Origin of the sequence: Massilia sp. Root133, from assembly GCF_001426525.1 — a bacterium.
In the GTDB taxonomy this organism is placed as follows: domain Bacteria; phylum Pseudomonadota; class Gammaproteobacteria; order Burkholderiales; family Burkholderiaceae_D; genus Telluria; species Telluria orientalis.
In genome coordinates, this window is record NZ_LMEW01000034.1 from 67,028 (window position 1) to 87,037 (window position 20,010).

At 69.5% G+C, this 20,010-nt stretch carries 14 protein-coding genes and 1 pseudogene; 9 read left to right on the forward strand and 6 right to left on the reverse strand.

What is annotated here, in order from left to right:
* Positions 1-30: 30 nt before the first annotated feature.
* Positions 31-1,299, forward strand: a pseudogene (locus tag ASD28_RS24840) (malic enzyme-like NAD(P)-binding protein); the annotation flags it as partial.
* Between the two features lie 20 nt (positions 1,300-1,319).
* On the forward strand, positions 1,320-2,384 hold the full coding sequence (locus tag ASD28_RS24845; RefSeq protein WP_056134983.1) for a porin: 1,065 nt from the start codon (positions 1,320-1,322) through the stop codon (positions 2,382-2,384).
* A 32-nt stretch (positions 2,385-2,416) separates the two neighbouring features.
* On the opposite strand, the gene ASD28_RS24850 is transcribed toward ASD28_RS24845, so the two are convergent.
* The 4 genes from ASD28_RS24850 to ASD28_RS24865 all read right to left on the reverse strand — a co-directional run bounded on the left by ASD28_RS24850 (position 2,417) and on the right by ASD28_RS24865 (position 6,480).
* Positions 2,417-3,424 (reverse strand): MBL fold metallo-hydrolase, encoded by a 1,008-nt coding sequence (locus ASD28_RS24850; RefSeq protein ID WP_056134986.1) that lies wholly within the window; start codon positions 3,422-3,424, stop codon positions 2,417-2,419.
* Positions 3,425-3,567: 143 nt separating this feature from the next.
* On the reverse strand, positions 3,568-4,650 hold the full coding sequence (locus ASD28_RS24855) for an isocitrate/isopropylmalate dehydrogenase family protein (RefSeq protein ID WP_056134989.1): 1,083 nt from the start codon (positions 4,648-4,650) through the stop codon (positions 3,568-3,570).
* Between the two features lie 20 nt (positions 4,651-4,670).
* Entirely contained in the window at positions 4,671-5,093 is a 423-nt protein-coding gene (locus tag ASD28_RS24860; protein ID WP_056134992.1) for a cupin domain-containing protein, read from the reverse strand.
* Positions 5,094-5,112: 19 nt separating this feature from the next.
* Complete coding sequence (locus ASD28_RS24865) at positions 5,113-6,480, reverse strand: NAD-dependent succinate-semialdehyde dehydrogenase (protein ID WP_056134995.1); 1,368 nt, start codon at positions 6,478-6,480, stop codon at positions 5,113-5,115.
* Positions 6,481-6,624: 144 nt separating this feature from the next.
* Between ASD28_RS24865 and ASD28_RS24870 the strand changes: the two genes are divergently transcribed.
* The gene (locus ASD28_RS24870; protein ID WP_056134998.1) at positions 6,625-7,509 is read left to right on the forward strand and encodes a GntR family transcriptional regulator; all 885 of its coding nucleotides are present in this window, start codon (positions 6,625-6,627) and stop codon (positions 7,507-7,509) included.
* Here ASD28_RS24870 and ASD28_RS24875 read toward each other — a convergent pair.
* Positions 7,506-8,837 carry an MFS transporter gene (locus ASD28_RS24875; protein WP_056135001.1) on the reverse strand — a complete coding sequence of 444 codons (1,332 nt, stop codon included), beginning with the start codon at positions 8,835-8,837 and terminating at the stop codon, positions 7,506-7,508. The genes ASD28_RS24870 and ASD28_RS24875 overlap by 4 nt on opposite strands.
* Before the next feature lie 22 nt (positions 8,838-8,859).
* A complete protein-coding gene (locus tag ASD28_RS24880; protein ID WP_082579190.1) occupies positions 8,860-10,095 on the reverse strand; it encodes a lactonase family protein in 1,236 nt (411 codons plus the stop codon).
* A 164-nt stretch (positions 10,096-10,259) separates the two neighbouring features.
* On the opposite strand from ASD28_RS24880, the gene acnA reads away from it, so the two are divergent.
* The 6 genes from acnA (at position 10,260) to ASD28_RS24910 (ending at position 20,002) form a co-directional block, all read left to right on the forward strand.
* On the forward strand, positions 10,260-12,881 hold the full coding sequence (gene acnA / locus ASD28_RS24885) for an aconitate hydratase AcnA (protein WP_056135004.1): 2,622 nt from the start codon (positions 10,260-10,262) through the stop codon (positions 12,879-12,881).
* A complete protein-coding gene (locus tag ASD28_RS24890) occupies positions 12,878-13,612 on the forward strand; it encodes an ABC transporter substrate-binding protein (protein ID WP_056135007.1) in 735 nt (244 codons plus the stop codon). Before acnA ends, ASD28_RS24890 begins: the two co-directional genes overlap by 4 nt.
* Positions 13,613-13,697: 85 nt before the next feature.
* The gene (locus ASD28_RS24895; protein WP_056135010.1) at positions 13,698-14,843 is read left to right on the forward strand and encodes an efflux RND transporter periplasmic adaptor subunit; all 1,146 of its coding nucleotides are present in this window, start codon (positions 13,698-13,700) and stop codon (positions 14,841-14,843) included.
* Complete coding sequence (locus ASD28_RS24900) at positions 14,840-17,929, forward strand: efflux RND transporter permease subunit (protein ID WP_056135013.1); 3,090 nt, start codon at positions 14,840-14,842, stop codon at positions 17,927-17,929. The genes ASD28_RS24895 and ASD28_RS24900 overlap by 4 nt, the downstream gene beginning before the upstream one ends.
* Positions 17,926-18,615: a heavy metal response regulator transcription factor gene (locus tag ASD28_RS24905; RefSeq protein ID WP_056135017.1), complete on the forward strand. Its 690-nt coding sequence runs from the start codon at positions 17,926-17,928 to the stop codon at positions 18,613-18,615. The genes ASD28_RS24900 and ASD28_RS24905 overlap by 4 nt, the downstream gene beginning before the upstream one ends.
* Positions 18,593-20,002 carry a heavy metal sensor histidine kinase gene (locus ASD28_RS24910; protein ID WP_056135021.1) on the forward strand — a complete coding sequence of 470 codons (1,410 nt, stop codon included), beginning with the start codon at positions 18,593-18,595 and terminating at the stop codon, positions 20,000-20,002. The genes ASD28_RS24905 and ASD28_RS24910 overlap by 23 nt, the downstream gene beginning before the upstream one ends.
* Positions 20,003-20,010: the final 8 nt, after the last annotated feature.

Genomic DNA, 20,010 nt, shown 5'->3' on the forward strand with positions numbered 1-20,010 from the left:
CACACCACAACAATTCTTATGGAGACAAACATGGACTACCTGGAGGAAGCCGGCCTGCAACAGGCCGCGCTCGATTACCACGCCTATCCGAACCCCGGCAAGCTGTCCGTCGTGCCGACCAAGCCGCTGCGCACGCAGTCGGACCTGGCGCTGGCCTATTCGCCCGGCGTTGCCGCGGCCTGCCACGCGGTGGCCAGGGCGCCGCACGACGCGGCACGCTACACGGCGCGCGCCAACCTCGTCGCCATCGTGACCAACGGGACCGCGGTCCTCGGGCTGGGCAACATCGGTCCGCTGGCGGCCAAGCCGGTCATGGAGGGAAAGGCATGCCTCTTCAAACAGTTCGCCGGTGTCGACGCCTTCGATCTCGAACTGGACGAGACCGATCCGGACAAGCTGGTCGATGCCATCGCGATGATGGAACCCACGTTCGGCGGCATCAACCTGGAAGACATCAAGGCACCGGAGTGCTTCTACATCGAGCGCGTGCTGTCCGAGCGGATGCGCATCCCGGTGTTCCACGACGACCAGCACGGCACCGCCATCGTCGCCGCGGCGGCGATCCGCAACGGCCTGCGCCTGGTGGGCAAGGCGCTCGCGCAGGCGACGCTGGTGTGCTCGGGCGCCGGCGCGGCGGCGATCGCCTGCCTCGACCTGCTGGTCGCACTGGGACTGCCCCGGCAGAACATCGTCATGCTCGACTCCAGGGGCGTCGTGTTCGAAGGCCGCGACGCGCACATGGAGCCCAACAAGGCGCGCTATGCGACCGGCAGGGCCGTCCGCAGCCTGGAGGAAGCGGCGCAAGGCCGGGATATCTTCCTGGGCTGTTCCGCCGCCGGCCTGCTGTCCGCGGCGGCGGTGCGTGCGCTGGCGCCGCAACCCCTGATCCTGGCGCTGGCCAATCCCGAACCGGAGATCCGTCCGGAAGCCGTGGCGGCCATCCGCGGCGATGCCATCGTGGCCACCGGCCGGTCGGATTATCCGAACCAGGTCAACAACGTCCTGTGCTTCCCGTTCCTGTTCCGCGCGGCGCTCGACGTGGGCGCCACGCGCATCACCCATGCGATGAAGGCCGCGTGCGTCGATGCGATCGCGAACCTCGCGCTGCAGGACGTGCCCGCCGCGATCTCGCAGCTGTCTGCCGGGCGCCAGATGGCGTTCGGGCGCGACTACATCCTGCCGGCGCCGTTCGACCCGCGCCTGCTCGAATGGGTGGCGGCGGCCGTCGCCCAGGCCGCCATGGACGACGGCGTGGCGACACGGCCGATCGAGGACATGAACCGTTATCGCCAGGCGTTGCGCCGGTTGGGAGGTGCGGCATGAATGCGAAACATCATATCGGAACCCTGTGCCTGCTCGCCGGGGGCGCCTGGGCGCTGCCGGCGCTGGCACAGGACGGCGCGGTCGTCTACGGGGTCGTCGACACCTTCCTCACCCGCATCGATGCCGAAGGAAAGGCGCCCGCCACCCGCATCGACGCGAGCGGCGCGGCCGCGAGCCGCCTGGGCGTACGGGGCACGGAAAACCTCGGCAACGGCGTCAAGGCCAACTTCACGCTGGAAGCCGGCCTCAATTCCAACGACGGCAGCGGCGCGGACACCTACCGCCTGTTCAACCGCCAGGCCTGGGTGGGCCTGTCCACGGGCTGGGGCGAATTCCGCCTGGGCCGCCAGAATACGCCGCAGTTCTACATGAACGGCAAGTTCGATGCGTTCGGCGGCACGACGCAGGCATCGGGATGGAACAACTTCGCCGGCGCCGCGCTGCGCGTCGATAACGCGGTCGGCCTGTTCACCGACGTCGCCGGCGTGAAACTCCACCTGCTGTGGGCGCGCGGTGCCCTGGCGGGCGCCCCGCTCCTTCCCGAGGTGGCCGGCAACCGGAACTGGCACCTCGCGGCGGAATACGAACGCGGCCCGTGGTACCTGGGGATCAACCATGAAGACGTCGCCAATACCGCCTTGCCGTACCGGGTCCGGCGCACCGCGCTGGGCACGTCCTGGCGCTTCGGTCCCGCGTGGAAGGCGTTCCTGGCCGTGAACCGGGAGCGCGCGTCCGACCGGTCGATCGACAGTGCGCTGTACTCGGCATCGGTCCTGCACGACTTCGCGGCCTCCTCGTCGATCGCCGTCGGCTACGCCGCGTTCAGTGATCACCAGTCTGGCCAGGGCCACGGCAGCGCGCATCAGGCCAGCATCCAGTACCGGTACCGGTTTTCGAAGCGGACCATGGCCTATGTCGGCTACGCACAGCTGGACCAGCAGGGATCGCGCAACAGCTTCGTCCTCGCCGGCGCGGCGGTGGTGCAGCCCGGCGCCCGGATCACGGCGACGCCGGGCGGCGCCATCACCGGGTGGCAACTCGGCCTGACACACGTGTTCTGACGACCGCGCCGGCTGCCGGGGCAATCTGCGCGCTATTTCCCCGGCAGCCCGGCGTAGACCATCCTCGTAAACTGCGCGCCATTGAAGACGAACTGGCCCCAGGTCGCATCGAAGGCCGCCGTCGGCTTCGCCGCGATGATCTCGTCGAGCGATTTGCCCTGCTGTTTCAACGCGGCGACGTTGGCGCGCACGGTGACCAGCATGTCGCGGAACGCGACCAGGTCCTTGCGGCTGCCGACCGGACCATGGCCGGGCACGACGATCGTACGGTCCGTCGCCCGCTCGACCGCCTTGTTCGCCCACTTGATCGCCCCATCGATGCTGCCGCCGTCTTCGTTGTCGATGTACGGGTAGTAGCCGTTCCAGAACGTGTCGCCCAATGCCAGCACGTCCGCGTCCTTGAAATAGACCCAGAGATCGCCGTCGGTATGGCCCTCGCCGAAATTCTCGACATCGACCTCGCTGCCGTCGACATGGAAGGTTTTCGCCGTCGTGACGAGCAGCGTCGGACGCGCACCGGGCGGCACCGGATCGAACGTCCAGTTCCAGGCATTGACGTGCGTGGTCTCGGTCAGGTGCTTGTACGTGTTGTCGTGTGCGACGATGGTCGCGCCGGCCGCGTGCAGCCACGCATTGCCGTCGGTGTGATCCCAGTGCCAGTGCGTGTTGACCACGTACCTGGCCGGTGCGGGGCCGAGCCGGTCGAGCGCGCTGGCCAGCTTTTCCTGCGACTTGGAGATACCGGCGTCGACGAGGAATTTGCCCTCCTTTCCCGCGAGGACGGTGACGTTCCCGCCGGACCCCATCAGCACGGAGACGTTCGCGCGCAGCGGCACGACGACGAGATCGGCATCCGCGCGCCGCAGATAACGGGCGCCCGCCCCGGTGTGGAAATAGTCGTCGGGCGGCGCGCCCGCGGGGGCGGCCAGGGCCGCCGCGGACGTCATCCACATGCTTGAAGCGAGCGCTGCCGCGAGCACGCATGCCGACAGCGTCCTGCAATTCCTGCCGGCGCTTCCCCGGCTGATCCATGGTGTCATTCTGGTTTCCTCGAAATGGTGCGCACGACCTCGTGCGCACACGGAACGATTATGGAATCGGGAGACGAATCCCGATGAGGAAGGTCGGAACGATTCCCGCCAGAATGCACCGGATTTCGGCCAGGGAACCGGTCCGCGCGGCCTCAACCGCGCAGCGCCATGCCGACTTCGGCGGCGACCGCACGGCCGAAGGCGCGGGTGCCCGTCGTGCCGCCGAGGTCGGCCGTCCGGGTCGCGGGGTTGCGCAGGACGGTATCGACGGCGCGCTCGATCGCGTCGCCCGCCCGCAGGAAAGCCGCGTTGCCGCGGTGTTCCCCCAGCCAGCTCATCAGCATGCCCGCGGACAGGATCATCGAGGTCGGATTGGCCTTGTCCAGGCCCTGGATGTCGGGCGCGGAGCCGTGCTGGGCCTGGGCGCAGCACTGGCGGTCGCCCGCCATGACCGAACCCGCCAGGCCCAGGCTGCCCGACAGTTCGCTCGCCAGGTCGCTGAGGATGTCGCCGTAGAAGTTCTCGGTCACGATGACGTCGAAACGCTCCGGGTTGCGCACCAGGTGCGCGGTCGAGGCGTCGACCAGCAGGTCGTTCAATGCCACCTCCGGGAAGTCGCGCGCGACGTGGCGGACGGCCTCGAGGAACAGGCCATCGGTCATGTGGAAGCTGTTGGCCTTGTGGATGGCGGTCACCTGCTTGCGGCGCTTTTGCGCCAGCTCGAACGCGCGGCGCGCGATCCGCTCGCTGCAATGGCGGCTGATCTTGCGGACCGACAGGGCCAGGTCGGGCGTCGGCATCATCTCGCCCCAGCCCAGGTGCATGTTCCGGTCCGGATAAAACCCTTCGGTGGCTTCGCGCATGATGACGAGGTCCATCGTCTTGCCGGCCTTGAGGTTCGAATCGAGGAAGGTGCGGGTGCGCGCCGGGCGCACGTTGGCGTACAGGTCCAGCTTGCCGCGGAATGCGGCCGAGACGTTGATGCCGCCTTGCGCGGGTTTCGGATAGTCCGCATGGGAGATCGTGCCGAGCAGGATGCCGTCGTAGGTGCGGGCGCGCTCGAGCAGGTCGTCGCGCAGGGTGGTGCCGTGTTTTGCCAGACTGGCGAAGCCGATGTCGTCGTGGTCGAAGGCCAGGCCGAGGTCGAACGCGCGGTTGGCGGCGTCGAGCACCTCGACGGCACTGTTCACGATTTCGGGGCCGATGCCGTCGCCGGGGAGTACGAGAATGCGCATGGTGGGTTCCAGGTGGTCGGTTATCGGTTGGCGTGTTCCAGCGCGACGGGGCGCGTTTCGCCCGTGTCGCGCAGGGTGCGGGTGGCGTCGGGCGATGCGTACGTCCACAGGATCTTCATCGGCTGCGTGGCCGACAGGTTGCGGAAACGGTGCACGACGTTGGGCGGGATGAACGTGGTGTCGAGCGGCTGCAGGCGGTACTCGAGGCCGTCGATGTCCATGACCGCGTCGCCCTCCAGCAGGACGACGCTCTCTTCGCAGTTGTGGCTGTGGAAGGGAATCGCCGTGCCGGGATCGAACTCCGTGATGCCGGAGATGAACGTGGTGGCGCCGAGCGCCGGCGAGACGAGCGACGTGGTACGTGCACCGCCGCCGCGGTCATGGCGCGGCAGCGCGGAGGGACGCAGCAGCCTGGCGTTCGATGGGGTCTTGATGGGATACATGGCGTTCTCTCGAAGTGAATTAGCGGGCAGGACCGATCCAGACGGTCTTGGTGTTGGTGAATTCGCGCGCGCCGGCGGCGCCCAGCTCGCGTCCGTAGCCGGACTGCTTGATGCCGCCGAACGGCAGGCGCGCGTCCGACACGACCTGGCCGTTGACGAACACGGCGCCCGCCTCGATCTGGCGCACGAGCCGGCGCGCCCGGGCGAGGTCGCCGGTCCACAGCGCCGCGGCGAGGCCGAACTCGGTGGCGTTGGCCAGGGCGATGGCCTCGTCCGCATCCCCGACGCGGAGGATCGCGGCGGCCGGCCCGAACGTTTCTTCGATCGCGGCCGCCATGTCCGGCGTCACGTCGTCGAGGATCGTGGGCTCGTAGTAACAGCCGGGGCCCGGACGCGCCGCGCCGCCGGCGAGCAGGCGCGCGCCGGCCGCGAGCGAACGCTGCACCTGGCTGTCCAGGTCGGCGACGAGGCTGGGCCGCGCCATCGGGCCGATCGTCGTGCGCGGATCGAGCGGATCGCCGACCACCAGTTCGCGAGTATGCGCGACGAACGCGGCGACGAAGGCGTCGGCCACCGCGTCCTCGACGATGAAGCGCTTCGACGACACGCAGCTCTGGCCGCAGTTGCCGAAGCGCGCCTTGACGGCGGTCCGGGCGGCCGCGGCGACGTCGGCGTCGGCCAGGACGATGAACGGATCCGAGCCGCCCAGCTCGAGCACCTGCTTCTTCAGCGCGCTGCCGGCCTGCGCGGCCACCTGCTTGCCGACGGCTGTCGATCCCGTCAGCGTCACGGCCGCGATGCGCGCATCCGCGATGAGCGCTTTCACGCGGCTCGACGCGATCAGCACTGTGCTCATCAGGCCGGCGGGCACGCCCGCGTCGACCAGCGCCTGCTGCAGCGCGAGCGCGCACTGCGGCACGTTGTTCGCATGCTTGAGGATGGCGCCATTCCCGGCCACCAGCGCGGGTGCGGCGAAGCGGATGAACTGCCAGAACGGGTAATTCCACGGCATGACCGCCAGCACCACGCCGAGCGGATCGTATGCGACATAGCTCTCGGCGTTGCTGGCGACCGGCATGTCGGCCAGATAGCCGGGACCGTGCTGCGCGTAGTGGTCGCAGGTCCAGGCGCATTTCTCGATCTCGGCTTCCGCTTCGGCCAGCGGCTTGCCCATTTCGGTGGTGATCAGGCGCGCGTACTCGGCCTTGCGCTCGCGCAGCACCCGCGCGACGGCGGTCAGGACCGCGGCACGGACCTCGATCGGCTGGCGGGCCCAGCGCTTCTGGGCCGTGACGGCGCCCTGGAGCATGCGTTCCACCTGCGCGTCGGTGTGTTCATCGAATTCGGCGACGACGGTGCCGGTGGCGGGATTGATGGATGAAATCATGGGGATTCTTTCTGATGGATGAGTTCTTGGCATTTTATGCTCACAAAAAACCAAGTCAAATGGTTTTTTAGGCACTCAGATCCACGATAAAAATACCATCGTGGTACTATGATCGATCAAAAACCAGACCATAGGCGACCCTGCATGCCCCGGCGAATTTCCGACACGCTCGTCCTCCAGATCAAGCAATACATCGGTGCCGAGCGCCTGCCCGAAGGCACGCGATTGACCGAGCGCGCGCTCTCGGCGCGCTTCCAGGTCTCGCGCTCGCCCGTGCGCGAAGCCCTGCAGCGCCTCGCCGGCGAGGGCATCCTGGAAGAACAGGCGGACGGCGGCCACGCCGTGGCCCACGCCGGCGCGCTGCTGGCCGGCGAACCGGAGCACAGCTTCGCGCCGCCGGACCCGGTGGAGCAGGCCTATTTCGCCATTGCCGAGGACCGGCTGGCCGGCAACCTGCCGGAGCGGGTGACGGAGAACGAGTTCGCGCGCCGCTACGACATCACCCGCGCCCAGCTCGCGGCGGTGCTGCGGCGCATGGCGCAGGAAGGCTGGATCGAACGCCTGCCCGGGCATGGCTGGCGCTTCCGTCCCGTGCTGACGTCGGCGGACACCTATGACCAGGGCTACCGGTTCCGCATCCTGATCGAGGCGGCGGGCATCCTGGAACCGACGTTCCGAATCAACGAACCCGCCCTGGCGCGTTGCCGGCAGCAGCAGCGCGAACTGCTCGAGCGCATCCGCGACGTCACGGCGGCGGACATCTTCGATGCCAACACGCTGCTCCACGAGACCATCGCCGAGTGTTCCGGCAACGTCTTCATCGTGGACTCGCTGAAGCGGCTGAACAGCCTGCGGCGCCTGATGGAGTACCGCAAATCGTTCGACCGCGAGGCCGCGGCGCGGCGCTGCCGCGAACATCTGGACCTGATCGACCTGCTGCTGGCGGGCCAGCGCGACGCCGCCGCCGACTTCATCCGCCTGCACCTGCGCGACGCGGCACGGGAGAAGTCGGCGCGTCAGGCCGCCTAGCCGGCGGCGGCGCGGGCGGCCTCGACGGCCCGGCCCCGCTCGTCGATGCGGATCAAGAGCGTCATGAGGAAGGCCACGCACACCAGGGCGGCCAGCAGCATCAGGCCGGTCGTCGCGCTGTGCGTGGCGTCCTTGACGTAACCGATGAAGAACGGCCCCACGAAGCCGCCCAGATTGCCGATCGAATTGATGACGGCGATCGAGACCGACGCGGATTCGCGCGACAGGAACAGGGTCGGCAACGCCCAGAACGGCGACTTGAACGCGTACAGGCCGGCCAGGGCAAGGCTGATCATCGCGATCGCCGCCACCGGATCGGCGACCAGCCCCGTCGCCAGCATCGCGCACGCCGCCACGCCGAGCGGGAGCGCGGCATGCAGGCGCCGCTCGGCGCGCCGGTCGGAACGGCGCGACCAGGCGATCATGACGATCGTGGCGAACAGATATGGGATCATCGCGATCAGCCCGATCTCCGTATGCGTCAGCCTGGACGAGAACGACTTGATAATCTGCGGCATCCAGTAACCCGTGCCGAGGCTGCCGCACTGGTACACGAAGTAGATGAACGACAGGTACAGCACGCGCGGATTGCCGAGCGTCTGGCGCAGGCCGAGGTGGCCCGCCGCCGGCCGGGCCTTGCGGTCCTTGTCCTGCTCGGACAGCAGCCAGCGCTTCTCGGCCTGCGTCAGCCAACCGGCGTCCTGCGGGCGGTCGGGCAGGTACAACAGGCACACGATGCCGCCGATCACCGCGGGCGCGGCCTCCATCATCAGCATCCAGCGCCAGCCGCTCAAGCCCAGCCAGCCGACGTTGTCCATGATCCAGGTGCTGAGCGGCGCACCGATGATGTACGACACCGGGATCGCCGCCGTGAACAGCGCGACGGTCGTCGCCAGCTCCTTCTGGCGGAACCAGTAGGTGAGATAGACGATGATCCCCGGGAAGAAACCTGCTTCGGCGACGCCCAGCAGGAAGCGCAGCACGTAGAGCTGGGTGGCGTTCTGCACGAAGCCGCAGGCGAACGAGATGGCGCCCCAGGTCAGCAGGATCCGCGCGATCCAGACGCGGGCGCCGAAGCGGTTCAGCGCGATGTTGCTGGGCACTTCGAACGCAAAATACCCGATGAAGAAAATCCCCGAGATCAGGCCGAAGGCTTCGCTGGACAGGGCGAGTTCCCTGTTCATCTGCAGGGCCGCGTAGCCGATGTTGGCGCGGTCGAGGTAAGAGATCACGTACAGGATGAACACGAACGGAATGATTCGCCACGTGATCTTGTGCACGAGCGCGCGCTCGTCGATGAACGCGCCGGTGGTGGTGGTGTCGGACATGGTGCGGCCCCTTTGGGAACAGTCAGGATCGGGCCGGTGCCGCGAACACCATGCACACGGGGCTGCCCGCCTTCACCGGATCGCCGGCCGGCTGCAGGCGTCCGCTGGCGCGGTCGACGGCGAAGGCGACGATGCTGTCGCTGTCCTCGTTCAGCGCGAACAGGAAACGGCCATCGGGCACGAGCGTGAAGAAGCGCGGCGTGTGGCCGCGCGTCGCGTCGGCGCCGGCGAACGACAGCAGCCCGGTGGCGGGGTCGATCCGGAATACGGCGATGCTGTCGTGCCCGCGATTGGACGCGTACAGGAAGCGCTCGTCGCCGTCGACCTGGATGCCCGCGGCGCGGCTGTTCCCCGTGAAGGTGTCCGGCAGCGTGGACAGGATCTGGCGCGGCGTCAATCCGCCGGTCTGCGCCGACCAGGCATAGGCCGTGACCGTGGAATCGAGTTCGTTGACCACATAGGCCATGCCCAGGCGCGGCGCGAACGCCAGGTGGCGCGGACCGGCGCCTTCGCGCGCCACGGTGAAGGGCGGATCCGCCGGCGCCAGCCTGCCGCCGGCGAAGCGGAACGAGAACGTCCGGTCGAGGCCCTTGTCCGGCACGAGAACGAACTCGCCGCTGGGATCGAACGGATTGAAATGCGGCTTGGAGAGCTTTTGCTCGATGCGATGCGGGCCGAGCGGCCCGTCGAGCGTGACGAGCTGCTCGAGTTCGCCCAGGCTGCCGTCGGACCGGACCGGCAGCACCGCGAGACTGGACCCGAGGTGGTTCGAGACCACGACATGCCGCCCGCTCGGGTCGAGCGCCAGGTGCACCGGATTCTTGCCGCCCGTGCCCTGGCGGTTGAGGAATTCCAGCTTGCCGGTGGCGGCGTCGATGCGGAAGGCACTGATGTCGCTCATGTCGCCATGCACCGTGTACAGATGCCGCCCCGCCCGGTCCAGTGCGAGGAAGGATGGATTGACCAGGTCGCGCACGACCTGGATCAACTCGAGACGGGCGTTGTCCAGGCCGACCCGGAACACGCTGATACCGTCGCCACGGGCGTTGCGTTCGCGCGTCGTGCGCGAGCCTACATAGGCAAACATCTGACCTCCTTGGGAAATGGTGGAATGGGAAACCGGGGCAGCCGCCGTACCGGATGCGCCGGCGGCCCGGCCCAGCAGGCCGATCCCGCCGCCGGCCAGGATGGATTGCAGCAGCCTGCGGCGCCGGCGTGCATGGCGCGGGTCGATGAGGTCGGGTGTCGGGGGAATCATGGTGTCTCCTTGGAATCGGCTTTTCGCTATATTGTATTTTTTAATCATTTTATGCAATAGCCGGGAGGACTATATTTCCCTTTACTCCAATAAAATTGCGGCGAATGCACATCAGCGCCATCCCATGTATTGTATTTTTCGTCGACAATGTGCAAGAATGCGATATGAAAAATTCTTCTCACACCGCCGCCCTGCTCGACCATGCCGGCCGGCGCTACCGCATGGTCGACCTGCCCGCCACCTTCGGCGCGCGGCTGGATTCCCTTCCCATCGTGCTGCGCCTGCTGCTGGAAAACCTCATGCGCAACACGGCCGGCGACGAACGCCAGGCCGGCATCGATGCCATCTTCGGCTGGCTCGACCACGGTACGAGCGAGGCGGAAATCCCGTTCCAGCCGGGCCGCGTGCTGATGCATGACACGACCAGCACGCCCGCACTCGTCGACATCGCGGGCATGCGCGATGCGCTCGCCGAAGCCGGCTGGGACCCTGCCCTGCTCAACCCCGGCCTGCCCGTCGACATCTCGGTCGATCACTCGCTGGCCGTGGAATTCTTTGCGCGGCGCGATGCCGCCGAACGCAACCTGCAACTGGAAATGCGCCGCAACCGGGAGCGCTATACTTTCCTGCGCTGGGCCTCGAAAGTCATGCGGGGCGTGCGCATCCATCCGCCCGGTACCGGCATCATGCACACCATTAACCTGGAACAGCTGGCCACCGTCGTCACCACGGAAGAACGCGACGGCGAGACGTGGGCGGTGCCCGACATGATGATCGGCACCGACAGCCACACGCCGATGATCAACGGGATCGGCGTGCTGGGCTGGGGTGTCGGCGGGCTCGAAGCGCAGACGGTCATGTTCGGGATGCCGACGATGCTGCGCGTGCCGGACGTGACCGGCGTCCGCCTGACCGGACGCCTGCGCGCGGGCGCCGTCGCCACCGATCTCGCGCTGGCCGTCACGCAGCGCCTGCGCCAGGTCGGCGTCGCGGGCGACTTCGTCGAGTTCTTCGGCCCCGGCGTCGCGACGCTGAGCGCGGGCGAACGCGCCGTCGTCGCCAACATGGCCCCGGAATACGGCGCGACGACGGGCTATTTCCCCATCGACGGGCGCACCCTCGACTACCTCGCGCAGACCGGGCGCCCGGCCGCGCGCCTCGCCTTGGTGGAAGCCTATGCGCGCCGCAACGGCCTGTGGTTCGACCCCGGCGCGCACCCGCTCTACACGCGGACGATCGAGATCGACCTGGACCAGGTGACGCTCCACGTGGCGGGCCCCAGGCGCCCGCAGGACCTGCTGGCCCATACCGACACGGCGCGCACGCTGGCAGACCTGGCGTTCGAGCCGGCGCCGGGCCCCACCGCCATGCCCCGCCATCCGGTCGTCATCGCCGCGATCACCAGTTGCACCAACACGTCCGATCCGCGCCTGCTCGTGGCGGCCGGCCTCGTCGCACGGCGCGCGCGCCAGCGCGGCCTCAGGACGCCGGCCTGGGTCAAGACCTCGCTGGGTCCGGGCTCGCCCGCCGCGGCCGCCTACCTCGAACGCGCCGGCCTCCTCGACGACCTCGCGGCCGTGGGCTTCGACATCGTCGGCCATGGCTGCACCACATGCATCGGCAACTCGGGACCGTTGCCCGCGTCCGTGCAGGACGCGCTGGCGCACGGCTACATCAAGCCGGTCGCCGTGCTGTCGGGGAACCGGAACTTCCCCGGCCGCATCCACCCCGACCTCGACCTCGGCTTCCTGATGTCGCCGCCGCTCGTCGTCGCGTTCGCGCTGGCCGGCAATGCGGGACTGGACCTGGGCCGCGATCCGGTGCAGTTCGACGCCGACGGGCGGCCCGTCCACCTGCGCGACCTGTGGCCCGACGCCGCCGAAGTCGATGCGCTGCTGGCGACGGCGCTGCGCCCCGACGATTTTCCGCAGGCTTTCGCCCGCGCCAGCCTGAACCCGGCCTGGCACGGACTGGACGTGCCGGATACGCCGCGGTTCCCGTGGGACCCGGCATCGACGGCGCTGCGCCGGCCGCCGTTCGCGTCGCTGGCGGAAGGCGGCCAGCTCGGGCATTACATCGCGTATCCGCTGGTGGTGGTGGGCGACGACGTCACGACGGACCACATCTCGCCGGCGAGCGCGATCCCGAAGGATTCGTTCGTCGCGGACTATCTCGTCGGGTGCGGCGACGATCGCGACGACCTCAACGTGTTCGCCTCGCGCCGCGGCAACTGGGAAGTCATGATGCGCGCGGCGTTCTACAGCAAGTCCCTGCGCAACCTGCTGTGGCCGCATGCCCCGGTGGGCCAGACATTGCATGTCCCCACGGGCGCCGTCGCGCCGATTTTCGACATCGCGCGACGTTATCGCGACGATGGCGAGGCCGTCGTGCTGCTGGCGGGCGAGCGCTACGGGACGGGCTCGTCGCGCGACTGGGCGGCCAAGGGCCAACGCCTGCTCGGCATCCGCGCCGTGCTCGCGCAAAGCTTCGAGCGCATCCACCGCTCGAACCTGATCGGCATGGGCATCCTGCCGCTGCGCATGCCGCCGGAGTGCGCGCCGGAACGCCTGCGCATCGCGGTGGGCGACCGCATCGAGATCGACGCGCCGGCGGACGCGATCGCAGCGCGCGCCGCGGTCACCGTTCGCGTGCACCGGCTCGGTGGCACGGTGGAGGCCTACACGGCCGTCGCAGCCATCGAGACCCGGCTCGAGGCCGACCTGCTGCGCCAGGGCGGCGTCATCCCGTACATCCTGCAACAGACCATCCATCAGCCACGACCATGACACCCACATCTTCCATCCGCGCCGCATTCACCCCGACCGGCAGGCTGCGCGCCGCCATCAACCTCGGCAACCCGATCCTCGCCCACCCGGCGGACGGCGGCGGCGCGGGCGGCGTGTCGGTCGACCTCGCCCGCGAGTTCGCGCGGCTGCTGGAGGTGGAGCTCGACCTCGTCGTCGTGGACGCGGCCGGCAAGTCGGTCGACGTCGTCGCGGCCGGACGGGCCGACATCGGCTTCTTCGCCATCGATCCCGTGCGCGGCGCCGACATCGCGTTCAGCGGCCCGTACGTGCTGATCGAAGGCTGCTACCTGGTGCGGGAGGCGTCGCCGATCCGCACCCACGACGACGTCGACCACGCGGGCAACCGCGTCGTGGTCGGCCGGGGCAGCGCCTACGACCTGCACCTGACGCGCACGCTGCGCCATGCGCGCATCGAGCGCGCGCCCACGTCGCCGGCGGTGGTCGACACGTTCCTGGAATGCGGAGCGGAGGTCGCGGCCGGGGTCAGGCAACAGCTGGAAGCGGATGCGCTGCGCCACGGCGGCCTGCGGCTGCTCGACGGCCGCTTCATGGAGATCCGGCAGGCCATGGGTGTGCCGAAGTGCCGCGGCAGGGACGCCGCCGTGTTCCTCGCCCGCTTCGTCGAGCACATGAAGGCGGGCGGCTTCGTCGCGGCCGCCCTCGCGCGCCACGGCATCGCGGGCGCCTCCGTCGCGCCGGTCGGCGTCTGACCAGATAACAGAAACGTAAGCTTCGCTTCAAGGTCCTGTCAGGTACCGGCAGGCAGAATGATGCGTCATCACCCATGGTTCAAACATGACGACGACCTTCTCATTCATCCCCGCATTCCGCACGCCGCGCACCGCGGCGCTGGCATCCGTGCTGCTCCTGGCCGCCTGCGCCAGGACGCCGCCGCCCGAGGACAAGAAACCACCGCTGGTCAGCGTGACGACCGCGCGCGCCGCCGACATCCCGATCGAACTGGGCGCCCAGGGCCACGTCGTGCCGCTGGAGTTCGTCGACGTCCGGCCCCAGCTGACCGGCACGATCCGGACCGTGGATTTCCACGAGGGTGACGACATCCGCAAGGGCCAGCTGCTGTTCACGCTGGACGACAGCGACGCGCGCGCCCAGCTCGGCAAGGCGCAGGCGCAGGTCGCGCTGGTCGCGGCCCAGCTGACCGACGCGCGCCGCGACCATCAGCGCGCGCAGGCCCTGGTGGCGTCGAAGTTCGTGGCCGCCAGCAGCGTCGACACGGCGGCCAGCAAGGTCGAGGCGCTGGTTGCGCAGGCCCATGCCGCCGCGGCGGAAGTCAGCAGCGCGCGCACCGCCCTCGCCCACACCCGCATCCATGCGCCGATCGCGGGCAAGGCCGGCGCCGTCGCCGTCCATCCCGGCAGCCTCGCGCAGGTGGGCGCGGCCGCGCCGCTCGTCACGATCGCGCAGTTCGCGCCCGTCGGCGTGGAGTTCGACCTGCCGGAAAAGGACCTGCCGGCCCTGCTCGCCGCGCGCGCGGCGGGCGCCGTGCGCGTATCGATCGCCGCCGCGGCGGGCAAGACGCCCGACGGCGCACTCAGTTTCGTGAACAACGCGATCGACCAGGACAGCGCATCGATCCACCTGAAAGCGGCGTTCCCGAACACGGACCATACGTTGTGGCCGGGCGCCTTCGTGCGCGTCGTCGTCCATGCGGGCGTCAGCCGCGGCGCCGTCGTGCTGCCGCCCCAGGCGGTACAGGACGGCCCCGGCGGCCGCTTCGTGTTCATCGCCGCGGGCGACGGCAAGGTGTCGTCGCGGCCGGTCGACCTGCTGCGCGTGCAGGGCGGCATGGCCGTCATCGGCGGCCTGGACCCCGGCGTGCCCGTCGTGCTCGAGGGCGGCCAGAACCTGCGCCCCGGCGCCCGCGTGCGGATTGCCGCGGACGCCGCGCCGCCGGCAACGGTCGCGATGGTGCGCCCATGAGGCTCGCCGACCTGTGCCTGCGGCGCCCCGTCGCGACCGCGCTGCTGTGGCTCGCCGTCGTCGTCGCCGGCGTCGCGAGCTGGCTGCGCCTGCCGGTGGCCGCCCTGCCCGACTACGACGCCCCGACCATCCAGGTCGGCGCGCACCTGCCGGGCGCCAGTCCGGAGACGATGGCGACGTCGGTGGCCACGCCGCTGGAGAAGCAGTTCTCCGCCATCCCCGGCCTGGTCAACACCACGTCGACCAGCATCCAGGGCGAGACCCAGATCACGCTGGAATTCGACGCGGGCCGCGACATCGACGCGGCCGCCGCCGACGTCCAGGCCGCGCTGTTCCGCGCGTCGCGCGCGCTGCCGGCCGAGATGACGACGCCGCCGACCTACCGCAAGGTCAACCCTGCCGATGCGCCTATCCTGCTGGTCGGCGTGTCCTCGCCGTCGCTGCGCCTGTCCGATTTGAACGCGTTTTCCGAGCACCTGCTCGTCCCCGCCCTGTCCACGTTGAGCGGCGTCGCACAGGTCACGGTGTCGGGCCAGAGCCGCTACGCGGTGCGCGTCGAGGTCGATCCGGACCGGCTCGCGGCGCTCGGACTCGGCCTGCCGGACGTGGCTGCGGCGCTGAAGGCGGCGAATTCGAATGCGCCGCTCGGGCAGCTCGACACCCACCGGCAGATGATGAGCATCCAGATGTCCACGGCGCTCATGAACGCCGCCGACTTCGCCCGCATCGCGGTCGCCACCGTCAACGGCCGGCCCGTGCGGCTGCACGACGTCGCGACCGTGATCGACAGCGTCGAGAACAACCAGAGCACGAGCGCCATCGACGGCGAAAGCGCGATCCTGCTGCAGATCCAGCGCCAGCCCGGCGCGAACACGGTGGCGACCATCGATGCCATCCGCGCCGAACTGCCGCGCCTCGCGCGCCAGTTGCCGGCGTCGGTCAAGGTCACGGTGCTGAACGACCGCTCGACCGCGATCCGCGACGCCGTCCACGACGTCAACCTCACCATGCTGCTCACGATCGCGCTGGTGGTCCTGACGATCCTCCTGTTCCTGCGCCGCCTGACCGTGACCTTGATCCCGTCGATCAGCCTGCCGGTATCGCTGCTGGGCACCTTCGCCCTCATGCTGGCGTTCGGCCTGAGCCTGAACAACATCTCGCTCATGGGCCTGACGATCGCCGTCGGCCTCGTCGTCGACGACGCGATCGTGGTCCTGGAAAACATCATGCGCCACATCGAGGACGGCGTGGCGCCGCGCGAGGCGGCGCGGCGCGGCACCGCGGAGGTGGCCTTCACGGTAGTCTCGATCTCGATCTCGCTCGTCGCGGTCTTCATTCCCGTGCTGTTCATGCCGGGGACGATCGGCCTGCTGTTCCACGAGTTCGCGCTGGTGGTCACGCTGGCGATCCTGGTGTCGGCCGCGGCCTCGCTGACCCTCGTGCCGCTGCTGGTCGCGCTGTGCGTCAAGGCCGGCGCCGCGCCGCACCGCCCCGCGCCCGGCTGGAGCCTGTGGTTCGAACGGGGCTTCGGGCGCCTGCTCGGCGCCTACGGGCGTGCGCTCGACTGGGCGCTGGCGCACCGCCGGAGCGTGCTGCTCGTCGGCCTGTCGACCTTCGCGCTGACGGCATGGCTGTACGCCTGGGCGCCGAAGAGCTTCTTCCCGCAGGAAGACACGGGCCAGGTCAACGCCAGCGTCGACACGCCCCAGGACATGGCGTACGCCGGCCGTCTCGAGGTGCTGCGGCGGATCGAAGCCGTGCTGCGCAAGGACCCGTACGTGGCCGACGTCGCGTCCAAGGTCGACCACGACACGACCGCGCTGTACCTGACCCTGAAGCCGCGCGGCGCGCGGCCGGCGATGGACCGCGTGCTGGCGCGGCTGCGCGCGGAAACCGCGTTCATCCCGAGCGTGCGCGTGTTCTTCAGCCCCGTGCAGAACCTGAAGGTCGGCGGGAGGAACGCGAAGAGCACCTACCAGTACACGCTGCAGGCCGTCAGCCCGGCGTCGCTCGAGACGTGGGCGAACCGGCTCGTCGAGGAGCTCGGCAAGTCGGCGGTGTTCGTCGGCCTGAACACCGACAGCGAACACAATGGACTGGAGGCCCGGATCGACGTGGACCGCGACAAGGCCGCGCAGCTGGGCGTGGACATGCAGACGCTGCGCACGACGCTGTCCCAGTCCTACGGCACGCGCCAGGTCTCGACCATCTACGCGCCCGAGGACAGCTACCAGGTGATCCTGGAGCTGGCCGACGACTTCCGGCGCGACGAAAGCAGCCTGGCAAAACTCCACGTGCAGGGCGCGCACGGCACGCTCGTCCCGCTCGCGGCCTTCGCCCGGTTCGGGCGCGGCCCCGCCACCCTCGCCGTCAACCACCAGGGCCAGCTGCCCGCCGTGACGGTCTCGTTCGACCTGGCACCCGGCAGGTCGCTGTCGGACGCGCACGCGGCGATCGAAGCGGCACGGATCGCGACCGGCATGCCATCCACGATCGTCGGCGCGTTCGCCGGCGCAGCGTCGCTGTTCCAGCAGTCGCAGGCCAGCCAGCTGTGGCTGGTCGCCATCGCGGTCGCCGTCATCTACCTGATCCTGGGCGTGCTGTACGAAAGCCTCGTCCATCCGCTCACCATCCTGCTCGGCATCCCGTCCGCGGCCGTCGGCGCGCTGCTGGCGCTGCGCCTGACGGGCCTGGACCTGAGCTTCGTCGCGATGGTCGGCATCCTGCTGCTGGTCGGCGTCGTCAAGAAGAACGCGATCATGATCATCGACGTCGCGCTGGACGCCCGCCGCAACGGGAACATGGCGCCGGCGGAGGCCGTGCGCCTGGCCTGCGTGCTGCGGTTCCGGCCCATCATGATGACCACGCTGTGCGCCCTGATGGGGGCGCTGCCCCTCGCGCTGGGGCTCGGCGCGGGCGCGGAGCTGCGCCAGCCGCTGGGCGTGGCCATCGTCGGGGGCCTGCTGGTGTCGCAGCTGATCACGCTGTTCATCACGCCCGTGCTGTACGTGTGTTTCGACCGGATCGGCGCGCGCCGCGCGGCACCCGCGCGACCGGTCCTGGTAGCGCCCGCGAGGTCACATTGACGAAAATTCTCCTGGTCGAAGACCAACCCACCGCCGCGGCCTACCTGGCGCAGGGCCTGCGCGAGGCCGGCATGACCGTCGACGTGGCCACCAACGGCCCGGACGGCCTGCACCGCCTGCTGACCGAGCAATACGCGCTCGCGATCCTGGACGTGATGCTGCCGGGGCTGGACGGCTGGACCATCCTCGCGACGGCGCGGCTGGCCGCGTCGCGTACGCCGGTCCTGTTCGTGACGGCGCGCGACGACGTCGAGGACCGCGTGCACGGCCTGGAACTGGGCGCCGACGACTATCTCGTCAAGCCGTTCGCGTTCAGCGAGCTGCTGGCGCGCGTGCGCGTCATCCTGCGGCGCGGCGACGCGCTGCCCGGCACGCCCGAGCCGACCCGCTATCAGCTGGCCGACCTGACGCTCGACGTCGCGAAGCACCGCGCGGCCCGCGGCGCCGACCGGCTCGACCTCACGCCCAAGGAGTTCGCCCTGCTCGCCCTGCTGATCAAGCGCCCCGGCGAAGTGCAGCCGCGCGCCGTGATCGCGGACCAGGTATGGGACATGAACTTCGATTCCGACACCAACGTCATCGAGGTCGTGATCCGGCGCCTGCGCGCCAAGCTGGACGACCCGTATCCCGTCAAGCTGCTGCACACGGTGCGCGGCGTCGGCTATGTCCTCGAAGTCCGGGCCTGAACGGGGCGCCCGGCGCTGGTCGCTGCGCGCGCGCCTGTCGCTGTTCTTCGGCGTGGCCATCGCGGCCATCGTGGCCGGCGTGTCCATCATGATGTATGCGGAGCTGGTGCACCAGCTGCACGAGAAGGAAGAACTGGAGATGCAGGACGACCTGCAGATCCAGATGGAAGTCTTCAAGTCGCTGGCGAAACGGCAGCGGCCGACGCAGTGGCAGCACGAATGGAGCGAGCAGCAGGAGGACGGCGGGCGGTTCGCCTGGCAGTTGACGGGACCCGGCGGCACGGTATTGCACGCATCGCCGAACGCCGCGGCGTTCGCCGCCGGATTCGCCCGCCGCGACCGCCCGCGCCACGACGAGCGCGTGGAGGACGGTGCCGGCCGCAAGCCGCATTCCCTGCTGGTGGCGAGTGTCGGCGCCGAGCGCGTCGCGGGTCCCGGCACGCGCCTGCGCGGGGCGCTGGACGTCAGCCAGGACGAGCGCGTGCTGCGCCGCTATCTGAGGAAACTCACGCTGGTGGTGGCGGCGACGACCGGCGTCGCGGCCGGCCTGGGCTGGCTGCTGGTATGGCGCGGCCTGGCGCCGCTGCGGGCGATCAGCGCGGCGATCGGCCGCATCAACGCGAACGGCCTGCATACCCGGATCGCGGACGAAACGTGGCCGTCCGACCTGCGCCAGCTCGCCCTCGCCTTCGACGACATGCTCGCGCGGCTCGAGCGCTCGTTCGACCAGTTGTCGCGCTTTTCGTCGGACCTCGCCCACGAATTCCGTTCGCCCATCAACAACCTGGTCGCCGCCGCCAGCGTCACGCTGGGACGTGCGCGCAACGTCGGCGAATACCAGGACACGCTGGAAGTCATGGTGGAGGAAGGCAGCCGGCTGTCGCGCATGGTATCCGGCATGCTGTTCCTGGCCCGCGCGGACAACGCGCAGCAGACGATCCGGCGCGAAGCGCTGAGCGCGCGCGAGGAATTCGCCCGCCTGATCGCCTTTTTCGAGGTGATGGCGGACGAACTGGGCATCGCCCTGCGCGCCGAGGGCGATTGCCGCCTGACGGCGGATGCGATGCTGCTGCGGCGCGCGCTGTCGAACCTGTTGTCGAACGCGCTGCGCTACACGCCGCGCGGCGGTACCGTCGTCCTGCGCGCCGCGACAGACGGCGACGCGTGCGTGATCGCCGTCGCCGACGACGGCTGCGGCATCGCGCCGGAACACCTGCCCTACCTGTTCGACCGGTTCTACCGCGCCGACCCGGCCCGCAGCTCGACCGACAGCACGGGGCTCGGCCTGGCCGTGGTCCGTTCGATCGCGGAACTGCATGGCGGCACCGTCACCGTCGACAGCGCGCCCGGCAAGGGCGCGGCATTCACGCTGCGCCTGCCGTCCTGACCACGCGC